This is a genomic window from Stappia sp. TSB10P1A (assembly GCF_900185725.1).
Taxonomy (GTDB): domain Bacteria; phylum Pseudomonadota; class Alphaproteobacteria; order Rhizobiales; family Stappiaceae; genus Stappia.
In genome coordinates, this window is the sequence record NZ_FYAU01000036.1 from 686968 (window position 1) to 707064 (window position 20097).

Annotated in this window: 22 protein-coding genes and 1 pseudogene; 11 read left to right on the forward strand and 12 right to left on the reverse strand. The window is 67.0% G+C overall.

Going from position 1 to position 20097, the window contains the following annotated elements:
* Window positions 1-2: 2 nt before the first annotated feature.
* The 3 genes from TSB10P1A_RS21710 to TSB10P1A_RS21720 are packed head-to-tail and all read right to left on the reverse strand — an operon-like array spanning window position 3 to window position 3186.
* Complete coding sequence (locus tag TSB10P1A_RS21710) at window positions 3-380, reverse strand: Na+/H+ antiporter subunit C (protein WP_186390010.1); 378 nt, start codon at window positions 378-380, stop codon at window positions 3-5.
* Window positions 380-799: a Na+/H+ antiporter subunit B gene (locus TSB10P1A_RS21715; protein WP_186390011.1), complete on the reverse strand. Its 420-nt coding sequence runs from the start codon at window positions 797-799 to the stop codon at window positions 380-382. Before TSB10P1A_RS21715 ends, TSB10P1A_RS21710 begins: the two co-directional genes overlap by 1 nt.
* Window positions 796-3186 (reverse strand): putative monovalent cation/H+ antiporter subunit A, encoded by a 2391-nt coding sequence (locus tag TSB10P1A_RS21720; protein WP_186390012.1) that lies wholly within the window; start codon window positions 3184-3186, stop codon window positions 796-798. Before TSB10P1A_RS21720 ends, TSB10P1A_RS21715 begins: the two co-directional genes overlap by 4 nt.
* 236 nt (window positions 3187-3422) lie before the next feature.
* Here TSB10P1A_RS21720 and msrB point away from each other — a divergent pair, with 236 nt between their 5' ends.
* On the forward strand, window positions 3423-3833 hold the full coding sequence (gene msrB / locus TSB10P1A_RS21725) for a peptide-methionine (R)-S-oxide reductase MsrB (RefSeq protein WP_186390013.1): 411 nt from the start codon (window positions 3423-3425) through the stop codon (window positions 3831-3833).
* 17 nt (window positions 3834-3850) lie between these two features.
* On the opposite strand, the gene TSB10P1A_RS21730 is transcribed toward msrB, so the two are convergent.
* Complete coding sequence (locus TSB10P1A_RS21730) at window positions 3851-5827, reverse strand: hypothetical protein (protein WP_186390014.1); 1977 nt, start codon at window positions 5825-5827, stop codon at window positions 3851-3853.
* An 84-nt stretch (window positions 5828-5911) separates the two neighbouring features.
* Entirely contained in the window at window positions 5912-6532 is a 621-nt protein-coding gene (locus TSB10P1A_RS21735; RefSeq protein WP_208984320.1) for a cupin domain-containing protein, read from the reverse strand.
* Window positions 6533-6837: 305 nt separating this feature from the next.
* On the opposite strand from TSB10P1A_RS21735, the gene TSB10P1A_RS21740 reads away from it, so the two are divergent.
* The 4 genes from TSB10P1A_RS21740 to TSB10P1A_RS21755 all read left to right on the forward strand — a co-directional run bounded on the left by TSB10P1A_RS21740 (window position 6838) and on the right by TSB10P1A_RS21755 (window position 10317).
* Entirely contained in the window at window positions 6838-7575 is a 738-nt protein-coding gene (locus TSB10P1A_RS21740) for an ABC transporter substrate-binding protein (protein WP_186390015.1), read from the forward strand.
* An 80-nt stretch (window positions 7576-7655) separates the two neighbouring features.
* Window positions 7656-8312, forward strand: a complete 657-nt coding sequence (locus TSB10P1A_RS21745; protein ID WP_186390016.1) for an amino acid ABC transporter permease — start codon at window positions 7656-7658, stop codon at window positions 8310-8312.
* Entirely contained in the window at window positions 8309-9040 is a 732-nt protein-coding gene (locus tag TSB10P1A_RS21750; protein WP_186390017.1) for an amino acid ABC transporter ATP-binding protein, read from the forward strand. The genes TSB10P1A_RS21745 and TSB10P1A_RS21750 overlap by 4 nt, the downstream gene beginning before the upstream one ends.
* An 11-nt stretch (window positions 9041-9051) precedes the next feature.
* Complete coding sequence (locus tag TSB10P1A_RS21755; protein WP_186390018.1) at window positions 9052-10317, forward strand: FAD-binding oxidoreductase; 1266 nt, start codon at window positions 9052-9054, stop codon at window positions 10315-10317.
* Between the two features lie 19 nt (window positions 10318-10336).
* Here TSB10P1A_RS21755 and TSB10P1A_RS21760 read toward each other — a convergent pair whose 3' ends face one another.
* Window positions 10337-11158, reverse strand: coding sequence for an alpha/beta fold hydrolase (locus tag TSB10P1A_RS21760; protein ID WP_186390019.1), 822 nt, complete (start codon window positions 11156-11158; stop codon window positions 10337-10339).
* Window positions 11159-11223: 65 nt separating this feature from the next.
* Between TSB10P1A_RS21760 and TSB10P1A_RS21765 the strand changes: the two genes are divergently transcribed.
* A complete protein-coding gene (locus TSB10P1A_RS21765; RefSeq protein ID WP_186390020.1) occupies window positions 11224-11562 on the forward strand; it encodes a helix-turn-helix transcriptional regulator in 339 nt (112 codons plus the stop codon).
* Between the two features lie 33 nt (window positions 11563-11595).
* On the opposite strand, the gene TSB10P1A_RS21770 is transcribed toward TSB10P1A_RS21765, so the two are convergent.
* On the reverse strand, window positions 11596-11958 hold the full coding sequence (locus TSB10P1A_RS21770; protein ID WP_244293207.1) for a helix-turn-helix domain-containing protein: 363 nt from the start codon (window positions 11956-11958) through the stop codon (window positions 11596-11598).
* 228 nt (window positions 11959-12186) lie between these two features.
* On the opposite strand from TSB10P1A_RS21770, the gene TSB10P1A_RS21775 reads away from it, so the two are divergent.
* Entirely contained in the window at window positions 12187-13053 is an 867-nt protein-coding gene (locus TSB10P1A_RS21775; RefSeq protein WP_186390021.1) for an NmrA family NAD(P)-binding protein, read from the forward strand.
* A gap of 61 nt (window positions 13054-13114) precedes the next feature.
* Here the strand turns inward: TSB10P1A_RS21775 and TSB10P1A_RS21780 are convergent, their stop codons facing one another.
* Both TSB10P1A_RS21780 and TSB10P1A_RS21785 read right to left on the reverse strand, forming a co-directional pair.
* A complete protein-coding gene (locus TSB10P1A_RS21780; RefSeq protein WP_186390022.1) occupies window positions 13115-13510 on the reverse strand; it encodes a carboxymuconolactone decarboxylase family protein in 396 nt (131 codons plus the stop codon).
* The gene (locus tag TSB10P1A_RS21785; protein ID WP_186390023.1) at window positions 13507-13944 is read right to left on the reverse strand and encodes a MerR family transcriptional regulator; all 438 of its coding nucleotides are present in this window, start codon (window positions 13942-13944) and stop codon (window positions 13507-13509) included. Before TSB10P1A_RS21785 ends, TSB10P1A_RS21780 begins: the two co-directional genes overlap by 4 nt.
* A gap of 223 nt (window positions 13945-14167) precedes the next feature.
* Here TSB10P1A_RS21785 and TSB10P1A_RS21790 point away from each other — a divergent pair, with 223 nt between their 5' ends.
* Complete coding sequence (locus TSB10P1A_RS21790) at window positions 14168-14467, forward strand: SelT/SelW/SelH family protein (RefSeq protein ID WP_186390024.1); 300 nt, start codon at window positions 14168-14170, stop codon at window positions 14465-14467.
* A gap of 51 nt (window positions 14468-14518) precedes the next feature.
* On the opposite strand, the gene TSB10P1A_RS21795 is transcribed toward TSB10P1A_RS21790, so the two are convergent.
* Together TSB10P1A_RS21795 and TSB10P1A_RS21800 are read right to left on the reverse strand one after the other, a co-directional pair.
* The gene (locus tag TSB10P1A_RS21795) at window positions 14519-14821 is read right to left on the reverse strand and encodes a carboxymuconolactone decarboxylase family protein (RefSeq protein ID WP_186390119.1); all 303 of its coding nucleotides are present in this window, start codon (window positions 14819-14821) and stop codon (window positions 14519-14521) included.
* 42 nt (window positions 14822-14863) lie between these two features.
* Window positions 14864-15274 carry a nuclear transport factor 2 family protein gene (locus TSB10P1A_RS21800; protein WP_186390025.1) on the reverse strand — a complete coding sequence of 137 codons (411 nt, stop codon included), beginning with the start codon at window positions 15272-15274 and terminating at the stop codon, window positions 14864-14866.
* A gap of 179 nt (window positions 15275-15453) precedes the next feature.
* Here TSB10P1A_RS21800 and uvrB point away from each other — a divergent pair.
* The 3 genes and pseudogenes from uvrB to TSB10P1A_RS21815 form a co-directional block, all read left to right on the forward strand.
* Window positions 15454-18018: pseudogene (uvrB, locus tag TSB10P1A_RS21805) on the forward strand (excinuclease ABC subunit UvrB); the annotation flags it as partial.
* A 502-nt stretch (window positions 18019-18520) separates the two neighbouring features.
* The gene (locus tag TSB10P1A_RS21810) at window positions 18521-18808 is read left to right on the forward strand and encodes a PAAR domain-containing protein (protein ID WP_186390027.1); all 288 of its coding nucleotides are present in this window, start codon (window positions 18521-18523) and stop codon (window positions 18806-18808) included.
* Window positions 18809-18943: 135 nt separating this feature from the next.
* Window positions 18944-19672 (forward strand): FkbM family methyltransferase, encoded by a 729-nt coding sequence (locus TSB10P1A_RS21815; protein ID WP_186390028.1) that lies wholly within the window; start codon window positions 18944-18946, stop codon window positions 19670-19672.
* A gap of 11 nt (window positions 19673-19683) precedes the next feature.
* On the opposite strand, the gene clpS is transcribed toward TSB10P1A_RS21815, so the two are convergent.
* Complete coding sequence (clpS, locus tag TSB10P1A_RS21820) at window positions 19684-19989, reverse strand: ATP-dependent Clp protease adapter ClpS (RefSeq protein WP_186390029.1); 306 nt, start codon at window positions 19987-19989, stop codon at window positions 19684-19686.
* Between the last annotated feature and the right edge of the window lie 108 nt (window positions 19990-20097).

A 20097-nucleotide genomic window follows, 5' to 3' on the forward strand; every position in this document is an offset into this window, starting at 1 on the left:
GCTCAGTATCCCTGCGGCGGGGCGGTTTCACCGGTGGGCTCGGCAACGCGCATCTCGACGACATTGTCGGTGCCCAGTTCCTGATAGGCGCGGTAGGCCAGCACCAGCAGGAAGGCGAAGAAGGAGAAGGAAATGACGATCGCCGTCAGGATCAGCGCCTGCGGCAGCGGGTTGGCGATCGTCACGTCCGGCACCTGCAGCGCTGCCGGAATGACCGGCGGCACCTCTCGCAGCAGCCGGCCGGAGGTGAAGATCAGCAGGTTCACCGCATTGCCGAAAATGGCGACGCCGAGCAGCACGCGCACCAACTGGCGCGACATCAGCAGATACACGGCGACCGAGAAGAACAGGCCGATCAGAATGGCAAAGGCGGGTTCCATCAGTCGCTCTCCCGCTCTTCCAGGCCAAGCGCGATCGAGGTGATGGCCCCAACCACGACGAGATAGACGCCGATGTCGAAGAACAGCGGCGTCGACAACGGCACCTCGACACCTAGCATATGCACATACCACCACTGGCTGGTCATGAAGGGCTGGCCGGTGAACAGCGAGGGCAGGCCCGACACGCCGCCGAGGAACAGGCCGGCAGCGGCGATGCTCATCGGATGGAAGGTGATGGCCCGGCGCACCGCGGCAACGCCGCAGCCGATGCCGTAGATGGCGAAGGCGGAGGCGGCGATCAGCCCGCCGATGAAGCCGCCGCCCGGTTCGTTATGGCCGCGCAGCAGCACGAAGATCGAGAAAAGCACCATCAGCGCGGCCAGATAGGGGGCGATGGTGCGGAAGATGACCGTTCTCACAGGCGTGCCTCCCCGCTCTTCTGCAGCGCCTCGTCACCGGCGGCGCGGTCGAACGCCTCCTCCCTGGCATGTTTCGGCCGCACCCGGATCAGCGCCAGCACGCAGAGGCCGGCGAGCATGACCACGGCGATCTCGCCGAAGGTGTCGAAGCCGCGGAAGTCGACGAGGATCACGTTCACGATATTGCGCCCATGGGCGATGGTGCGGCTGTAGGTCTCGAAGAAGTCCGACAGCGACCGGTCGAAGGGCAGTTCGGTGACGCGCATCAGCAGCGCCGCCAGCCCGACGCCGACGCCGAGCGCGATGGTGCCCTGCACCACGCGGGGCACCAGCGGGCGGTGGTCGCGCGGGCGCAGGTTGAGGCGCGTCATCACCAGCGCCAGGATCACCACCGACAGGGTCTCGACCATGAACTGGGTGAAGGACAGGTCGGGGGCGCCGAACAGCATGAAGATGACCGCGACGGCAAAGCCCTGGATACCGAGCGAGACGATGGCGGTCAGGCGGGTCTTGGCGATCAGGACGGCGATGAGACCGCTGACGGCGATCGCCAGGATGCCCCATTCGTAGAACCGCAGGTCCGGCATCGGCACGGCCGAGGGCCAGTTGCCGGTGAGCGTCAGCGGCACCAGGAGCGCCAGCGCCGTGACCAGGAAGGTCAGCGTCATATAGACGTCCAGCCGGCCGCCCTGGACCAGCCGGGTGAAGCTGCCGGAGAACGAGACGAGGCCGGCGATGACCTGGTCGAAACCCTTGTCCGGCCCCCAGCCGATGGCCGCGAGCAGGCGCTGCATCTGCGCCCGCAGGACATCGAGCTTGAGATAGAGGACAATGCCCAGCGCGACGGTGATCAGCGACAGGATGAGGGCCGCGCCGATATAGCCGGGCACGAGATGGACATCGACCACGGTCGCGGTGCCGAGCACCGAAGAGACCACCGGCGAGATGAAGTAGACGCCGGTCGCATGGGCCATCACGGCCGCCGCGAGGCCGGCGAGCGAGAGGGCAACCGGCCCGGCATAGAGCAGCACCGGCCCCTCATGCGCGTGCTTCGGCGTCTCGACCTTCGGCCCGAGGAAGGGCTTCAGCGCCACCGCGGCGGCGATCACCAGCATCAGCGCATTGCCGATCACCGCGACGGCGGTGATCGTCAGGTGGGCGCCCGACGCCCCCCAGATGCCGTCATAGAGATATTCCTTGGCGATGAAGCCGACGAAGGGCGGCAGGCCCGACATCGACAGGGCGGCAAGGCAGGCGGCGGCGAAGGTGATCGGCATCGCCCCGCGCAGGCCGCCGAGCCTGGTCACGTCGCGGGTGCCGGCCTCGTGATCGATGGTGCCGGCGACCATGAACAGCGCGCCCTTGAACAGCGAGTGGGCGAGCAGATAGAGCACCGCGCCCTCGATCGCCTTGTCCCAGCTCGTGCCGGTCAGCATCACCAGCAGGCCGAGCGAGGCGACCGTGGTGTAGGCGAGCATCAGCTTCAGGTCGGTCTGGCGCACGGCGAGCAGCGTGCCGACCAGCAGCGTGATGCCGCCGAAGATCGGCAGGATCGTCGTCCACAGCGCCGTGTCGCCGAGCACCGGATGCATGCGCATCAGCAGGTAGACGCCGGCCTTGACCATGGTCGCGGAGTGCAGGAAGGCGGAGACCGGGGTCGGCGCCTCCATCGCGTTCGGCAGCCAGAAATGGAACGGGAACTGCGCCGACTTGGTGAAGGCGCCGCCCAGCACCAGCAGCAGCACCAGCGGATAGAGCGCCTGTTCGCGCAGGATGTCGCCGCCGGCGAGCAGCGTCGCCATGTCGGTCACGCCGGTCAGCGCGATGATCATCAGGAAGCCGGCGAGCAGCAGCAGCCCGCCGCCGCCGGTCACCACCAGCGCCTGCAGCGCGGCGCGGCGCGAGGCGGCGCGCAGGTGATCGAAGCCGATCAGCAGGAACGAGGTGATCGAGGTCAGTTCCCAGAAGATGAACAGCGTGATCAGGTCGTTGCCGAGCACCAGGCCGAGCATCGCGCCCATGAACAGGAACAGGAAGGAGAGGAACCGCCCCTGGTGCGGATGGCCCTTCAGATAGCCGCCGGCATAGAGGATGATGAAGGTGCCGATGCCGGAAATGAGCAGCGCGAACAGCGTCGACAGGCCGTCGACATAGAAGGAGAAGCTGACCCCGTAGGCCGGCACCCAGTCCACCGCCGGCGCAAAACTGGCGCCGCCTGCGACCTCAGGCACGAGCCCTGCGAAGAACAGGAAGATCGCGGCCGGCACGAGGGCGAGCGGCCAGGCGGCATTGGCTCCCAGCAGCCGCGTCGCGAAGGGGGCGATCGCCGCCGCGGCAAAGGGAGCGAGGACGGCGGCGAAGGTCGCCTCGGGGCCTGTGATCGACATGTGCCTCCTCAAAAAGATGAAACGAACCGGACAGCCGGGCGATCTGACGAATCAGCCCACCCTACGGAGTGTTCATGAAGATTTGCCTCACATATAACCAGCACAACAGGCCGGGCAAGCGATTTAGGGCCGGCGCGTGACAGTTTTCGCCATCGCCCGCCAAGCCTATTGTCGCAGCGGCCACAGGTTCCTATTTCTGGCAGTCGGAGTTGTCACTTCACCACCGGAGTGCGGACATGACGAACGCGGACCAGCACAAGAAACTCATGAAGAGCGACGAGGAATGGCGCGCCGAACTGACGCCGGAGCAGTTCCACGTCTTGCGCCGGGCCGGCACGGAGCGCCCGTTCACCGGCCCTTACTGGAACGTCTTTCGCGGCGGCCTCTATTCCTGCGCCGGCTGCGGCACGCCGCTGTTCCGCTCCGATACCAAGTTCGATGCCGGCTGCGGCTGGCCGAGCTTCTTCGAGCCGGTGACGCCGGACGCGGTCAGCGAGCACGAGGACCGCTCGCATTTCATGGTGCGCACGGAAGTGCGCTGCGGCACCTGCGAGGGGCATCTCGGCCATGTCTTCCCGGACGGCCCGCCGCCGACCGGCCTGCGCTATTGCATGAACGGCACGGCGCTCACCTTCGAGGAAGAGTGAGGGCCGTCGAGCCGTCCCTATTCATCCCGGCGGATGACGCCGGTGACCGCACCGGCGAAGATCGCCGCGACGATCCAGCCGAGGATCACGAAGACCTTCTGGGCATGGTGAGCGAACCAGCCCAACCAGCCGCGTGCGGGCGACGGCGCCCAGGCCGCCTCCTGGCCCAGCTCGACCAGCGGCAACACCACGTCGACGGCATAGAACAGGGCGTTGAAGCTCTCGTAGTCGCGACCAGGCCCCGTCGCGGAGGACCAGATCGCGGCGGCGTTGACGGAAAGGCCCGGCAGCGACAGGCACGGCTCGCCGCCACCCTCGCGCAAGCAGTTCGCATCAAGCGCCTGACCGCCCGGCGCATTGGCGATCTGCGTCCAGCCCTCCGACACCAGCACGACATCGGAATTCGGCGCGAAATCGCCGGCGCGCCAGGTGGCGAAGGATAGGCCGGCCATCACCGCGACCATGGCAAGCAGCGTCCAGATGCTGCGCATGGGAGCATGGCCATAGCCGGCGACGAGATTGAACAGCGCGTTGCGAAGCTGCAGCAAAGCCCCTGCCGTGCGCGCAACCGTGTTGGCCGCGAGCAACCGGTTGCGGAAATCGAGCCGGGCCAGGTCCCGCTCATAGGCGCTGGTGCCGGCTTCGAAGGGACGGTCTTCATGGCGCAAATTGAAGGCCGGCGCCAATGTTCGGGCAAGAGCCGCGGCTTCGCGAGCCGACTTTTGAACCGCCTCAGAAGCGGCCTCCGAGCCCTCGCGGCTGAACCTCCGCACATCGCGCCGATGATGGATCTCCTGCCGCAATCGGCTTCGGACGCCCCGGTGCCGCTCCCGCTCCATGGCGATGAGCACCGCCCGCGCCTCGGCCCGGTGGCCACTGGCGTGCAGCACCTTGGCGAGTTGCTGGTAGGGCTGAGGGTGAAAGGCGCCGTTGGCCTTCGCGCCCTTGCGCAGCCAGGCGAGGCGCATCTCCTCGTCGAGCGGGCCAACGAGATTGTCATAGGTCAGGCCGACAAGATGGAGAGCGTCCGGTTTCTCCCAGCTCTCGCTGTCATCGACTAGGTCGAAAACATGAGCCGAGACGAGGCCGACCGCGCCTGTCACCGAGGCCACACCGCGCCAGAGAAAGCTCCCCTCCACGCGCAGGCGCTGCGCGTGGAGCGCCTCACCTTTACTACCGTCAAGCTTGGTACCACCGTCGAGCCTGGCGCCCTCGCAGGAGAGCTGGCCGCCGATAACGGCGCCCGCAAAACTCACCTCCCCCGTCGAGTTCAAGCCGCGCAGAAACACATCGACCGAGACCCCCGCGCCCTGCACGTTCAGCGCCGTGCCGCCACCGCCGTCGAGCGTCGCCCCCTCGAAGTCCAACTGGCCACCGATCGCGGCGACCGCAAAGCTCACCTCCCCCCGTGAAATCAGGCCCCCCAGAAACACCCCGCCCGCAACTTGCGCGCTTTGCGCGTTCAGCGCCTTGCCATCACCACCGTCTAGTGCAGCGCCCGCACAAGCGAGTTGACCGCCGATGGAGGCGCCCGCGAGCAGGATCGATCCTGAAGACTCGATCCTGTCCAGCCACACATCGCCAGCGACATGGCAATAGTTGGCCGAAAGCCCTGTCAGCCGGCTCCCCTCGATATCGAGCCTTTGCAGATGGGCTTGCGTGGCGTCGATCTCCTCCGGAAACACGCAGTTATTAAGCAATGTCGCACCGCGCGCGGTTGCGAAGGCGAGATCGAGAGTGCCCTCGACCCAGGCGCTTTCGACCCAGATGCCATGTTCATGGGTGCGGAAGGCCTCGCAGCCGCCCAGGATGAGATAGCGCAGCAGGTCGGCGCGGATCGTCCGCTCGGGCGAAGCGTGTTGCGGCCGCGTGCCGTCGCCCAGCACGACCGGCTCGCCGCTCCGGCATTCGGCGAGAAGCTGTTCCTCGGCCGGCGTCAATTCGCCGGCCCGGCGCCTCTCTTCAATCTGCGAATAGCTGCGGATAAGCGCCATCGGGTCCGGTCAATATCTGCCTGAAATACACCCCGAAGGATAGCAGGCGCGCGCGCCCTCACAAGGCTGGATATGCGACCGGACTCACCAGACCGGCGGCGTGGTGATCCAGAGAATGCGGGTCCTGCCATTGGCGATGTTGCGGAACTTGTGCGGCAGCGTGCTCTCGAAATAGAACGAGTCGCCCTCCGCCAGCCGGTAGACCGCGCCGTCGACATAGAGCTCCAGCCGCCCCTCCAGGACGACGCCGCATTCCTCGCCCTCGTGATTGTACGGGTCCTCGCCCGACCCGCCGTCAACCTCCAGCGCGATCTCCATCACCTGCAAGGCGCCCTCGTTGCGCGCGGTGAGGAATTCCTTGACCATGCCGCGGTCGCCGAAGTCGGCGCGGCGGCGCTGGTTGACGCGCACGATCCGGCGGCTCTCCTGCTCGAGCGCCGCCTCGGCATCGCCGAACAGCGCGTGCACGGGGATGTCCAGCGCGCTGCAGACCGCGCGCAGGGCGCGGATCGACGGCGAGGAGATGCCGCGCTCGATCTGGCTGAGCAGACCGACCGAGACATTGGCCGCCTCCGCGACACGCTGCAGGGACAGGCCGCGCGCCTGCCGCGCCCGCCGCACCGCCAGGCCCAAGGTGCGATCGTCGTCCGTCGTTTCATCGCCGATCTCGGCGATCCCGGGACCCGGCGATCCGGAATTCATCATACGCTCAAACGCCTCCAGGTTCACCTTGGTGAAAAAATCCGAATCCCTCACCAGATCGGCAGATCATGCGGTTTCGACCGGAAGTTTAAGCTGTATCAGCCGTATGGGCAATTCAAAACCTCCGCGCTGCGGCCTTCCAGAGAGCAAAATTCACGACAGTGAACAATTTCAGCAGACTCCGATTGAAACCTTGTTCGTTTTCATTATGGTGAAAAGTCGGATAGCCGAGCGGATATCCGCCCCATCGACGCCCGTCCGCCCGCGCGGCATGTGGCCGATGCAGCCAAACACCAGAGGAAACCGCTATGATAAAGAAGCTTGCAGCCACGCTGATCCTGTCGGTCGGACTGACCCTGCCGTCGCTCGCCAAGGACCTCACCGTCGGCGTGACCACGACCGGCGTGCCCTTCACCTTCGTCGACACCGCCACCCAGAAGCCGACCGGCGCCATGGTCGACATCGCCGAGGCCATCGCCGCCGAGGCCGGCCTGACCGTCAAGTTCGAGCTCTCCGCCTTCTCCGCGCTCATCCCGGCGCTGACGACGGGCAAGATCGACCTGATCTCCGCCGGCATGTTCGCCTCCGAAAAGCGCATGGAAGTCGTGGACTTCTCGACCGGCGTCTACACCTATGGCGATGCCATGTTCGTCGCGGCCGCGGACGACACCGCCTACACGCTCGACATGCTGAAGGGCGAGACCGTCGGCGCGCAGGTCGGCACCGTCTTCGCCGACAAGCTGAACAGCCTCGGCATCTTCAGCGAGGTGAAACAATACGACTCCCTCGCCGACATCATGCGCGAGGTGAAGCTCGGCCGGATCAAGGCCGGCTTCGGCGACAAGCCGATCATCGCCTATCAGATCGCCCAGAACCCGGACTTCGGCGTGCGCCTCGTCGAGGGTTACACGCCGATGAGCGAGGGGACGGTGGCGCTGGCGGTAGCCAAGGACAATCCCGAGCTGCTGGAGACGGTCAACGCCGCCCTCGCGAAGATGTCGGACAGCGGCGAGCTCGCCAAGATCTTCGCCAAATACGGCCTCTGAGACGGCCCACGCCTTCCGATACGGGGTGAACCGGCCGCCGGCTCACCCCACCTCGCTTTCCGTCACAGGCAGGCCCTTCGATGAACAAGTTCCTCTCTCAGTCCGCCGAGTATCTTCCCTTCCTCCTGTCCGGCGTCTGGCTGACGATCGCCGTCACCGTGCTGTCGCTGACGCTGGCGACCGGGCTCGGCCTGTTCTGGGCGCTGTGCCGGACATCGGGGATCCGGGCACTGGCAACGCCGGTGCGCCTGCTTGTGGAGTTCATCCGCGGCATCCCGATCCTCGTCATCCTGTTCTACATCTATTTCGTGATGCCTGAGGTCGGCCTCGATCTCACCGCCTTCCAGGCCGGCGTCATCGGCCTTGCCCTGACCTATTCCTGCTATATCGGCGAGACGTTCCGCGCCGGCATCGAGGCGGTCGACCGGGGCCAGGTCGAGGCGGCCAAGTCGATCGGCATGCGCCAGGGCCTGATGATGCGCCGGGTGGTGCTGCCGCAGGCCTTCCGCATCGTCGTCCCGCCCTACACCAACAACATCGTGATGCTGCTGAAGGACTCCTCGCAGGTGTCCGTCATCTCGGTCGCAGAACTCACCATGCAGGGCAAGATGCTGGCCTCCTCCACCTTCAACAACCTGACGGTCTTCACGCTGGTCGCCCTGCTCTACCTGTGCCTGACGCTGCCGCTGAACTTCGTCATGCGCCGGGTGGAAGTGGCAATGGGGAAAGCCCGATGATCACCTTCGAGAACGTTCACAAGGCCTATGGCTCCCACGAGGTGCTGAAGGGCATCGACGCCGAGATCGGCAAGGGCAAGGTGGTCTGCCTGATCGGCCCCTCCGGTTCGGGCAAGTCCACCCTGCTTCGCTGCGTCAACGGGCTGGAGACCTACCAGCAGGGCCGCATCGCCATCAACGGCGAGCAGGTCGACGCGACCAGCTCGACGATCCACGCGATCCGCACCAGGGTTTCGATGGTGTTCCAGCGGTTCAACCTGTTTCCCCATCGCACTGCGCTGGAAAACGTCATGGAGGGGCCGATCCATGTGCTGCGCGAGGATCGCCAAGTGGCGCGGCAACGCGCCGAGGACCTGCTGACGCGGGTGGGCCTGGCCGAGAAGATCGACGCCTATCCGGCCTCCCTGTCGGGCGGCCAGCAGCAGCGCGTGGCGATTGCCCGGGCGCTGGCCATGCGGCCGGAGGCGATCCTCTTCGACGAGCCGACCTCCGCCCTCGATCCGGAAATGGTGGGCGAGGTGCTGCAGGTGATGCGTTCGCTCGCCGAGGAGCACATGACGATGCTCGTCGTCACCCACGAGATCCAGTTCGCGCGCGAGGTCGCCGACAACGTGCTCTTCCTCGACGGCGGGCGCATCGTCGAGCAGGGGCCGGCCGCCGAGGTGCTGCGAAACCCGCAGCATGAACGCACCCAGGACTTCCTGCGCAGGGTCACCCATCCCGTCTGAGGCCGCCGACCATGTCCCACACCATTCCCTCGCTCTGGGCCGCGACCGCCCGCCCGCCGCTGACCCTGCCGCCGCCCGAAGGCGATATGCGGGCCGATGTGGCGATCGTCGGCGCCGGCTATACCGGCCTTGCCGCGGCACTCAGCCTGTCCCGCGGCGGCGCCTCCGTCATCGTGCTCGACACGCAGGCGCCTGGCTTCGGCGCCTCGGGCCGCAATGGCGGTCAGGTCATTCCGGGCATCAAGATCGATCCGGACGAGATCGACACGGTCTTCGGCGAGGCGACCACCGAGTTTGTCGGCAAGACGGCCGAGACGACCTTCGCGCTGATCGAGGCGGAGGGAATCGCTTGCGAGGCAAGCCGCGACGGCTGGGTCCAGGGCAGCGTCAAGCGGGCACATCTCGGCCTGCTCGAGCGGCGGGCCAGGCAGTGGCAGGCTAGGGGCGCCGATGTCGACCTGCTCACCCGCGACGAGGTCCGTGCCCACACGGGAACGGCGATCTTCGAAGGCGGCTGGATCGACCGGCGGGCCGGCAGGCTCCACCCGCTGAACTATGCCACGGGCCTTGCGCAGGCCGCGCTCGCGCAAGGGGCGGACATCCGCGTCGGGGCGGCGGCAACCCGGCTGGCGCGTGAGGGACAGGGCTGGCGCGTGAGCCTTGCCAATGGCGCCAGCGTGCTCGCCGGCCAGGTGATCGTCGCGACCAACGGCTATAGCGGGGCGCTGTTTCCCAAGCTGAGGGCAAGCCTCGTGCCGGCGGGAAGCTTCCAGGTCGCGACCGCGCCGCTGCCGGACGCACTTCTGCAGCAGATCCTGCCCGGACGCTGCGTCGTCTCGGACACCCGCCGCGTTGGCAACTATTTCCGGATCGGGCCGGAAAACCGCTTGATGATGGGCGGACGCGGCACCTTCTCCGACACCCCGGCGGACGCGGCCTACACCCGGCTGATCGGCAACCTGCACCGGACCTTCCCGGAAACCCGCGGCCTGCCGATCACCTATCGCTGGACCGGCCGGGTCGCCATGACGGCCGACCACCTGCCGCATGTCCACCAGCCGCTGCCGGGCCTCACCATGGCGGCGGGGTATAACGGGCGCGGCGTGGCGCTTTCCAGCGCGCTTGGCACGGCGATCGGCGGCCACCTTCTCGACGGTGCGCAGCCCCTGCCGTTCCGCTTCACGGACATCCGCCCGCTTCCCGTCCACGCACTGCACCCGATCTATGCGACGCTGGCGATCTGGTACTATCGCCTGCGCGACGCGCTGGAGACCTGACGGCGAGGCGCAGCCCCTTTCAGGCGACCGGCACCTGTCGCAGCATCGCCGCGACAATGGCTTCCGGGCAGTCCTCCTGCACCAGATGGCCGGCCTCGGGAATCGCGATCAGAGGCCGGTCGGAGATGCGTTCGGCAAGGTCGCGGCCCTTTTCCAGCGGGATCCAGTCGTCCTTCTCGCCCCACAGCACCGTGACCGGGCAATCCATCCGGCGATAGAGCCTCTCGATCTCGTCGGTGTAGCGCTGGTCCATCTGGGCGATCTGCCGGTAGAAGGCGCGCTGCCCCACGTCTTCCGTCCAGGGGGCGGCATAGACGCGCAGCGCCTCGTCATCGAGCACCCGGGCGGCCGAGGTCTGCAGATAGGCGGTCACGAGGGCCTCGTGCATATAGGCCGGCATGCCGGCGAAGGCCGCCTCATGCTGACGCACATGACGGACGAAGGGTGAGCCCCAGGGGGCCAGCGCCACCGCGTCGAAGATCGTCAGCGACCCATAGGCGAGGCCATCGAGGAAGTGACCGCGCAGCGCCGTCGCGCCGCCGAAGTCATGGGCCAGCACATTTGGCCGCTCCAGTCCCCACTCCCGCAGAAGCGCCGCGAGAACCCGGTTCTGCACGCCGAGCGAGACATCCTGCCCCTCCCGCATCTCCGATTGGCCATAGCCGGCAAGATCGAACCAGTACACCGTCCAGTGCGGCGCCAGATGCGGCACGATCCGTCGCCAGACCTGAGAGGAGAACGGCGTCCCATGGATGGCAACCAGCGGCGGACCATTGCCTGCCCGCCCCCAGCGGATGGCGGATCCGTCGACGACGCTGGTGTACGGCAGGTCGAGAAGCATCCTTCGGCCCTCCCTGGCCTCGTCTTCATATTTACATTTAGCGAAATGACTATATGAATAAGCGCATGAGCGATGCAACCCCTGCCCCGGAAAATGCCCTGCGCGAGGCGCAACTGCGGGCGATTTCCAGCGATGTGCGGATGACGATCCTGCGCCTGCTCCGCGATCCGGCGGAGCATTTCTCCGGACAGGTTTCGGCGGACCCGGTCGCCTTCGGCGTCTGCATGACATTGATCGCCGAAGCTCTCGGGATCGCCCAGCCGACGGCGAGCCGCCATCTCGACCTGTTGCGGCAGGCGGGTTTTCTGACCGTCCGGCGGCAGGGAAAATGGTCCTATTGCCGCCGTGACGAAACCGCGATCCAGGACTTCCTTGCGTGGCTGGGGCAGGACCTCGGCGCATAAGGCGCGCAAGAAAGAACAAGCGCTCCCGTGTCCTTATTCTGCGGCGTCCTGCCTGTCGCGACGATGGCGCATGATCTCCGGCATGCTGATCTCGATCCAGTCGGCAAGGGCGGCAACCCGCTGACCGGCCTCCCGGCCGAGGTCCGTCAGGCTGTATTCCACATGCGGCGGCACCACCGGCCGTGCGCGGCGGATGACCAGGCCGTCGGCCTCCAGCATCTGCAGCGTCTGGGCCAGCATCTTCTCGCTGACCCCGCCAATCCGGCGGCGCAGTTCGGCAAAGCGATGGGTGCCCTGCAGCAGGGCGAGCAAGACCAGCACGCCCCAGCGGCTGGTCACATGCTTCAGCACATCGCGCGAGGGGCAGGCGACGTCAAAAAGCGCGCCGCGTCGCATTCGCTCAGAAAGCGTCTCGACGCTCGGCTCCGCTGCCGCTACCGCCGTCGCACCAATCTTCGCAGCATCCCTGTGCATCGCCACCCGTGCCTCGTTCGGCGCCAATGCGCCGGCTCCCTCCCTCTCAAGCTAACCTTTATGTACGTACTTACATTTCGAAAGTACACCCTGCATATGGATGTCATCCGATCCGAAAGATCGTCCCTGTGACCCCACACGGAGTGACCCATGACCAAATTTGCAGTGACCGGTGCCAGCGGCGCCCTTGGCCGCCTCGTCATCGACGAGCTTGCGAAGAGCGAGGCGCCGCAGACGGTCCGCGCCCTTGTCCGCTCGCCGGAAAAGGCCGCCGATCTCGCCGCGCGCGGCATCGAGGTGGTGCGCGGAGATTACGACGCGCCCGAAACGCTGGCAGCGGCGCTTGCCGGCGTCGACCGGCTGCTGCTCGTCTCTTCCAGCGAAGTCGGCAAGCGCGCGCCTCAGCACGCGGCGGTGATCGAGGCGGCAAAGGCGGCCGGCGTCGAGCTTCTCGCCTATACCAGCATCCTGCATGCCGACAGCTCGCCGATGCTGCTGGCGAACGAGCACAAGGCAACGGAAGCACTGCTTGCCGACTATCCCGGCACGGTCGTACTGCTGCGCAACGGCTGGTATTTCGAGAATTACTTCGGCGATGTCGCTGCCGCTCTCGCCCATGGCGCGGTGGCGGGGGCGTCTGGCGAAGGACGGATTTCGGCCGCCGCGCGGGCGGATTATGCGGCGGCCGCTGCCGCGGTCCTGCGCGATCCGCCGGCCTTCTCGACGACCTATGAGCTGGCCGGCGACAACGCCTTCACCCGCGCCGAACTGGCCGCCGAGATCGCCCGCCAGAGCGGCAAGCCGGTGAGTTTCGCCAGCATGAGCGAGGCTGATTTCTCTGCATTGCTGGTTCAGGCCGGACTGCCGGAAGGCTTCGCCGGTGTGGTGGCCGATGCCGATGCGGCGGCGGGGAAGGGCGCGCTCCACGACGACAGCCGCACCCTCTCCCGCTTGACCGGCCGTCCGACGGAAACACTGGCCAGTGCCGTCGCGCGGGCACTTGCAGCGCAAGGGTAAATCCGCCACCGACCGGACCGGCGACGTTCGTCGCCGGTCCGGTTTTCCTCAGTTCTGATGGTCAGCCCGGACCGCCGGGCGCGCGGCGCGCCTCGAAGACCTCGCGGGCCGCGTTCAGCCCGTTGATCGCCGCCGGCAGCCCGCCATAGACCGCCATCTGCCAAATCGCCTCGAGGATTTCGGTCTCGCTGGCTCCGGCCGCGAGCGTATGCTCGATGTTCACCTTGAGCTGCGGAGCCGTCTGGCCGCCGAGCACCGTCAGCGCGGCGACCGTGCAGAGCTGGCGCGTCCTGAGGTCGAGCCCCTCCCGCGCATAGTGGCGGCCATAGGCCCATTCGACCAGGCTTTCCGAAAAGCCCGGCAGCAGCGCGTCATAGCGCTCGGCGAGCGCCTCCTCCAGTTCGGGATTGAGCCGGGCGACGATCTGTCTCCCCTTCTCCAGCGCCGCCGGGATCATGCGACCTCCTTCCGGCGACGGGCCGCGCCGCCGCCGATGGCTGCCTCCGCCATCGGCGCGACCGGGTCAGCCACCTCGCCGCTCTCGATCCGGCGGTAGAGCGCCACCTTGTCGTCCAGCAGCGCAAGAGTATCGGTCAGGCGCTGCAGATCCGCCGCCACCTTGTCGCGATGCTGCTCCAGCATCTCGCGACGCTCGCGCACCGAGGCAACGCCAGGGCGCACGCGCAATTCCGCATAGCGAAGCCGCTCGCGCATGCCGAGACCGGTCGCCTTGAGCCGCTCCAGAAAGCCGAGCCAGCGGAGCGCCGCCGCATCATAGACGCGCCGGCCGCCGGTATCCCGCAAGGGCGGCGGGACCAGCCCGATCTTCTCGTAATAGCGCAGCGTATCGACACTGAGGCCGCTGTGCCGCGCGAGTTCACCGATCATCATATGGCTGTCTCCTGTGTCAACGGCTTCGCATCCTGGGAGCTGGAGCGCGCTCCAGGTCAACAGGGTATCTCGATTTTTCCGCTCGGCACCGCAAGGCTTGCTCCGGCGCCGCTCAGGGCGATAATGGCGCCAGCCAGAGCCGGCGGCCGCAGGGACCGCCGCACGAGCAAGCGGACCGGACGCGCCCGCCCCTCCCCCATCCCTGACCTTCAGCCGAAAGCCCATGACCGACACGCAAAAGCCCGCCCTGACAATCACCTATTGCCGCCAGTGCAACTGGATGCTGCGCGCCGCCTGGATGGCGCAGGAACTGCTCTCGACGTTTTCCGAGGAGATCGGCTCCGTCACCTTGGTGCCCGGCACCGGCGGCACCTTCACCATCACCTGCGACGGGGCGACCATTTGGGACCGCAAGGCGGACGGCGGCTTTCCCGAGGCGAAGGTGCTGAAGGCGCGCGTGCGCGACCTCGTCTGGCCGGACATGAGCCTCGGCCACAATGACGGGCACAAGGGAGAGGGGTGAGCGTGAAACGCTCACCCTAACAAGCCACACGTCAAGATGTCGCCAGGCGGCCTATCCGCCGCGGTCCGCCGCCTGAAAGACCTCCTGTGCTGCATTGAGGCCGTTGATGGAGGCGGGCAGTCCGCCGTAGACGGCCATCTGCCAGATCGCCTTGATGATCTCCGTTCGGCTGGCGCCGGCGGCGATCATATGCTCGATGTTGATCTTGAGTTGCGGGCCCGTCTGGCCGCCCAGAACCGTCAGCGCCGCGACCGTGCTGTGAACCGGCGTGCAAAGCTGTCGCGTCTTCAGATCGAGCTCTCCGCGCGCAGCGGTGCCGGAATAAGCCGATCGTCTCGTAGTGGCGCAGGGTATCGGCTCTCAGGCCGGTCCGCTGCGGCGGGTCGCCTATCATCATCACACAGCCTCGGCCGTCGACACCCCGAAGGCCGCTTCCAGTCGGGCCGTGTCCTCGAAAAACAGATAGTGCTCGATCTTCCCGTCGCACAGCTTCGCTCGCAAGGCCCAAGTGGACACGAACAGGCGCCCGGTGTGGCGGACGCGGTGCCGGAAGTGCCCCGATGCGAAGCCGAGCTTCGGGCTTTCCAGAGAATCCTCGACCTCGAAGGCCTCCGTTTCGAAGGCCGCGCGCAGCTCTCCAAGGAAGGCCCGCATCCCCTCCTGTCCGTGATAGGTGCCGTAGATCGGCAGGCGCGGGTCGGATGTCGCGCGAACCCCGACGATGATCGCGTCCGCTGCGATGAAGGGCAGAACCCTCTCCACATCGCCGCTCGTCAGGGCCGAGAAAAACGCTTCAATAACGCTCATGGAGCTGTCTCCTGTTGGAACCAGCCTCGGACCCTGGGAGCTGGGGTGCGCTCCAGGTCAAGAGGAAAATCTCAATCCGCCCCCTCCTGACACCGTTGTGTCAGCATGGTGCGGGTTTCCGGCGGACAAAGCCGGAACACGGGGTTTCCCAAACGCGGCTTTGGGACCATATTGCCGCCATGGCCAAGCGACCCTCTACCTCCTCCCCGTCTTCTGCGTCGTCCTCCGGCAAAACCGGCAAGCCCCGCCCCGCGGAGGACCGTGACGATGCCCCGCCGCAAGGGTTCGGCGAGGCGCCGCAGGCTGCCTTCGAGGGAGCACCGCTCAGCGGCCCGGTGTCGGATTGGGCGCGGCAACTCACCGAGGACGAGCCAGCGCCCAAGGGGCGGAGCGCGGCGGGACCGGCGGCGAAGGAGGCCAGGCCGGCGCGCACGGCGCGCGGCACCTCGATGGGCGTCGCCAGCACCCCGCGGGAGCGCGCGGCCGGCGGGCTCAACCCCGTCGCCGGGCTGGACATGAGCCTGGAAGACGCCGAAGCCCTGCTGGCGAAGCAGGTGGCGGAGACGAAGAAGGCGCGCAAGGGCCAGAAGGGAAGCAAGAAGCCGGCGCCGGAAATGTCGGACGGCACCACCGGCCACACGGCGACGGTGCAGGCGCTCACCGACCTGATCACCTCCGGCAATCCGCTGCACAAGAACGGCGTCGCCTGGGTGCCGCACCGTCCGGAGCGGCCGGCGAAGTCGGAAGGCGGCGTTCCGATCAAGCTCGTCTCCGAGTACGAGCCGCGCGGCGACCAGCCCACCGCCATCGCCGACCTGGTCGAGGGGCTGGAGAATGCCGACAAGACGCAGGTGCTGCTCGGCGTCACCGGCTCGGGCAAGACCTACACGATGGCGCAGGTGATCGCCCGCACCCAGCGTCCGGCGCTGATCCTGGCGCCGAACAAGACGCTGGCGGCCCAGCTCTACGGCGAGTTCAAGTCGTTCTTCCCGGACAACGCGGTCGAATATTTCGTCTCCTATTACGACTACTACCAGCCGGAGGCCTACGTCCCGCGCACCGACACCTATATCGAGAAGGAAAGCTCGGTGAACGAGCAGATCGACCGGATGCGCCACTCGGCCACCCGGGCGCTGCTGGAGCGCGACGACGTGATCATCGTCGCCTCGGTGTCGTGCATCTACGGTATCGGCTCGGTCGAGACCTATACGGCGATGACCTTCGCCATCGAGGTCGGCGAGCGGATGGACCAGCGCCAGTTGCTCGCCGATCTGGTGGCGTTGCAATACAAGCGCAACGACGCGGCGTTCCAGCGCGGCGCCTTCCGGGTGCGCGGCGACACGGTCGAGATCTTCCCGGCGCACTACGAGGACCGGGCCTGGCGCATCTCGATGTTCGGCGACGAGATCGAGGCGATCACCGAATTCGACCCGCTCACGGGTCAGAAGTCGGCGGAGATGAAGAGCGTCAAGATCTACGCCAATTCGCATTATGTGACGCCGAAGCCGACGCTGGCCCAGGCGGTCAAGTCGATCAAGGCGGAGCTGGTGCAGCGGCTGGAGGAGCTGAATGCCCATGGCCGGCTGCTGGAAGCGCAGCGGCTGGAGCAGCGCACGCTGTTCGACCTGGAAATGCTGGAGGCGACCGGATCCTGCGCCGGCATCGAGAACTATTCGCGCTACCTGACCGGACGCAATCCCGGCGAGCCGCCGCCGACCCTGTTCGAATATCTGCCGGACAACGCGCTGGTCTTCGCCGACGAAAGCCATGTCACCATCCCGCAGATCGGCGCGATGTACCGGGGGGACTTCCGCCGCAAGGCGACGCTGGCGGAATACGGCTTCCGCCTACCCTCTTGCATGGACAACCGGCCGCTGCGCTTCGAGGAATGGGACGCGATGCGGCCGCAGACGGTGTGCGTGTCGGCAACGCCCGGCTCCTGGGAGATGGAGGAGGCCGGCGGCGTCTTCGCCGAGCAGGTCATCCGCCCGACCGGCCTCGTCGATCCGCAGATCGACATCCGCCCCGCCTCCTCGCAGGTCGACGACCTGCTGGGCGAGGTGCGCGCGGTGGCGGCCAAGGGCTATCGCACGCTCGTCACCGTGCTGACCAAGCGCATGGCCGAGGACCTGACGGAATACCTGCACGAGAACGGCGTACGCGTGCGCTACATGCATTCCGACATCGACACGCTGGAGCGCATCGAGATCATCCGCGACCTGCGGCTCGGCGCCTTCGACGTGCTGGTCGGCATCAACCTGCTGCGCGAGGGCCTCGACATTCCCGAATGCGGGCTGGTCGCCATTCTCGACGCCGACAAGGAAGGCTTCCTGCGCTCCGAGACGTCGCTGATCCAGACCATCGGCCGCGCGGCGCGAAATGTCGACGGCCGGGTGGTGCTCTATGCCGACCGGACGACCGGGTCGATGGAGCGGGCGATCGCCGAGACCAACCGCCGCCGCGAGAAGCAGGAGGCCTACAATGCCGAGCACGGCATCACGCCGGAAAGCGTGCGCCGGTCCATCGGCGACATCCTGCAGTCGGTCTACGAGCAGGACCATGTCACGGTCGATGCCGGCTTCGCCGAGAGCGGCAACCTGGTCGGCCACAATCTCAAGGCGCATATCGAGGATCTCGAGAAGCAGATGCGCGAGGCGGCCGCGGACCTCGAATTCGAGACCGCCGCGCGGCTGCGCGACGAGATCAAGCGGTTGCAGGAGACGGAACTGGCGCTGGCCGACGATCCGCTGGCCCGCCAGTCGATGGTGGAGGAGCGCAGCGGCGGTTTCCGGGGCGAAAAGAAATACGGCGCCAGCGCCAACTTGCCGAGCGCCTCGAAAGTGCGGAAGAATACGCTCGACGAGATGACCGTCGGACGCACCGAGGTGCCGCTGTCCAAGGGACCGCTGCCGAAGAAGCCCGGCAACGCCCCGGAAGACGACGTCAAGCCGGTCGTCCGTGGCAAGATCGGCACCGGTTCCTACGAGGACCCGGCGGAGGAGCGCCAGCGCCGCGGCCGCCCGAAAAAGAGCGGCCGTCCGGGGCGGTAGGGCGCCAGTGGTGGCCAGTCGGTGTCATCAAGTAAAAATCTGCGCGGGCTTTGCCCGCACTGATATCTGGATGCCGGATCGCGACATGCGGCTACGCCGGCAGGCGGTCCGGCATCCAGCAAATCAGCCACTCCAAAGGCGTGACAGAAATCCGCCAGGTCAGTGCATGACTTATCGAGTTATATGTGTCCTCGCATTGTTACTCCTACCCGTCCTGCCGGCAGCGGCGCAGGACCTGCCGGCCTGCGCGGTCACGGGCGCCGCGTCGGTGATGATCAACGGCCGACCCGCCTTGCGGCTGTCGGATGTGGCGGCCTGTCCGCCGGGCCTGTTCGAGCCGGTGCCGGGCGTTTTCGTCGAAGGCGAGCCGGCCGTGCGCTTCGTCGCGCCGGCGCAGGGCTGCGTCGCGGCGGGCTCCGCCAACGTGACCATCGAGGGGACGGGCGCGGCGCGCACCGGCGACGTGGCCTGCCCGGCCAAATGATCCGGAAGCCCTGGGTCCGGGCTAAAAAGACGCAGCGTTATCCCGTGATTCCAGCGCTCCTCCGGGGACTTCCCCATGTCGCGCCACTGCGGCATGCGCTATAGAAGCGGAAGGTCCCGGCCCGGAGTCCGCTGCGTGAGCCTTCGCAAACTTGCCAATCGTTTTCGTGCCCGCCGCGCCGGGCTGGTCTCGCCTCCCCTTGCCGACGGGCATGACGAGGTGATCACCGCCGGCGGGGCGCGCGAGCTTTATCATTCGCGGTTCAATCCGGCCTGGTTCGGCGAACTCGGCATCGCTCCGAAGGTGATCGTCGACCTCGGCTCCTTCGACGGCGGCGACGCCTTCCGCTTCGCCCGCGCCTTTCCCGATTGCCGGGTGGTGACGGTGGAGGCCGACCCGCAGCGTTTCGCGCTGGTCAGCAACAATCTCGCCGGCGAGCGGGTTGAGGTGCTCAACTGTGCCGCCTGTGCCACGGACGGGCCGGTCGACTGGCATCCGGCGACCATCGATGGAGAAGTGTACGGCCAGGGCTCGCTCTACGCCCATACCGACACCTATCGCAGCCGCTTCTCCCATGTGGCGCAGCAGGCGGCGACGCAGGTGGAAGGGCGGCGCTTCGACACGCTGTGTGCCCGGCTCGGCATCACCGCCATCGACCTGCTGCACATGGATATCGAGGGCGCGGAGGCCGCCGTGCTGTCGAGCGTCGGCTCGGTGCGGCCGACGCTGATCTACATGGAGTTCAGCAAGGGCTATTTCGCCGGCGCACCGGACGGGCGCGCGACCCATCGCCGGCTGGAGGAGTTGGGCTACCGGATGGTGCTCGACCTGTCCAGCGATCGGCTCTATCTGCGCGCCCGCTAAGGGGTGAGGCTTCAGGTCTCCGGCTCGGTCTCGAAGCGCAGCGGAAAGCCGTTGGCGCGCCCGGCCTCGGTCGCGCGGGTCGCCTTGGTCTCGGCGACGTCGCGCGGAAAGACGGCAACGACGCACACGCCCTGTTGATGCGCGGTGAGCATCACCCGCACCGCCTCGTCCTCGCTCATGCGGAATTCCGCCGCGAGCACCGCCACGACGAATTCGCGCGGCGTGAAGTCGTCGTTGAGAAGCAGCACCTTGTAAAGGCGCGGCCGCTCCGTCCGCGTCTTCGCGGACGGCTGCAGCGTTGTGGACCTGTCGCTCATGGTCGTGCTTTTATCATATAGCAGCGCGCTTGTGCACCGGGCGCGAAGACTGAGGATGCGCACGCGCGCAAGCGGGCGCCGCTCTTGCCAAGCCCCACGAAAGCGCCT

Coding starts and splice junctions, on each gene's coding strand:
- TSB10P1A_RS21710 (WP_186390010.1), bottom strand. CDS start 380: ATGGAACCCGCCTTTGCCATTCTGATCGGCCTGTTCTTCTCGGTCGCC.
- TSB10P1A_RS21720 (WP_186390012.1), bottom strand. CDS start 3,186: ATGTCGATCACAGGCCCCGAGGCGACCTTCGCCGCCGTCCTCGCTCCC.
- msrB (WP_186390013.1), top strand. CDS start 3,423: ATGACGAACGCGGACCAGCACAAGAAACTCATGAAGAGCGACGAGGAA.
- TSB10P1A_RS21730 (WP_186390014.1), bottom strand. CDS start 5,827: ATGGCGCTTATCCGCAGCTATTCGCAGATTGAAGAGAGGCGCCGGGCC.
- TSB10P1A_RS21735 (WP_208984320.1), bottom strand. CDS start 6,532: ATGATGAATTCCGGATCGCCGGGTCCCGGGATCGCCGAGATCGGCGAT.
- TSB10P1A_RS21740 (WP_186390015.1), top strand. CDS start 6,838: ATGATAAAGAAGCTTGCAGCCACGCTGATCCTGTCGGTCGGACTGACC.
- TSB10P1A_RS21745 (WP_186390016.1), top strand. CDS start 7,656: ATGAACAAGTTCCTCTCTCAGTCCGCCGAGTATCTTCCCTTCCTCCTG.
- TSB10P1A_RS21750 (WP_186390017.1), top strand. CDS start 8,309: ATGATCACCTTCGAGAACGTTCACAAGGCCTATGGCTCCCACGAGGTG.
- TSB10P1A_RS21755 (WP_186390018.1), top strand. CDS start 9,052: ATGTCCCACACCATTCCCTCGCTCTGGGCCGCGACCGCCCGCCCGCCG.
- TSB10P1A_RS21760 (WP_186390019.1), bottom strand. CDS start 11,158: ATGCTTCTCGACCTGCCGTACACCAGCGTCGTCGACGGATCCGCCATC.
- TSB10P1A_RS21765 (WP_186390020.1), top strand. CDS start 11,224: ATGAGCGATGCAACCCCTGCCCCGGAAAATGCCCTGCGCGAGGCGCAA.
- TSB10P1A_RS21770 (WP_244293207.1), bottom strand. CDS start 11,958: ATGCGACGCGGCGCGCTTTTTGACGTCGCCTGCCCCTCGCGCGATGTG.
- TSB10P1A_RS21775 (WP_186390021.1), top strand. CDS start 12,187: ATGACCAAATTTGCAGTGACCGGTGCCAGCGGCGCCCTTGGCCGCCTC.
- TSB10P1A_RS21780 (WP_186390022.1), bottom strand. CDS start 13,510: ATGATCCCGGCGGCGCTGGAGAAGGGGAGACAGATCGTCGCCCGGCTC.
- TSB10P1A_RS21785 (WP_186390023.1), bottom strand. CDS start 13,944: ATGATGATCGGTGAACTCGCGCGGCACAGCGGCCTCAGTGTCGATACG.
- TSB10P1A_RS21790 (WP_186390024.1), top strand. CDS start 14,168: ATGACCGACACGCAAAAGCCCGCCCTGACAATCACCTATTGCCGCCAG.
- TSB10P1A_RS21800 (WP_186390025.1), bottom strand. CDS start 15,274: ATGAGCGTTATTGAAGCGTTTTTCTCGGCCCTGACGAGCGGCGATGTG.
- clpS (WP_186390029.1), bottom strand. CDS start 19,989: ATGAGCGACAGGTCCACAACGCTGCAGCCGTCCGCGAAGACGCGGACG.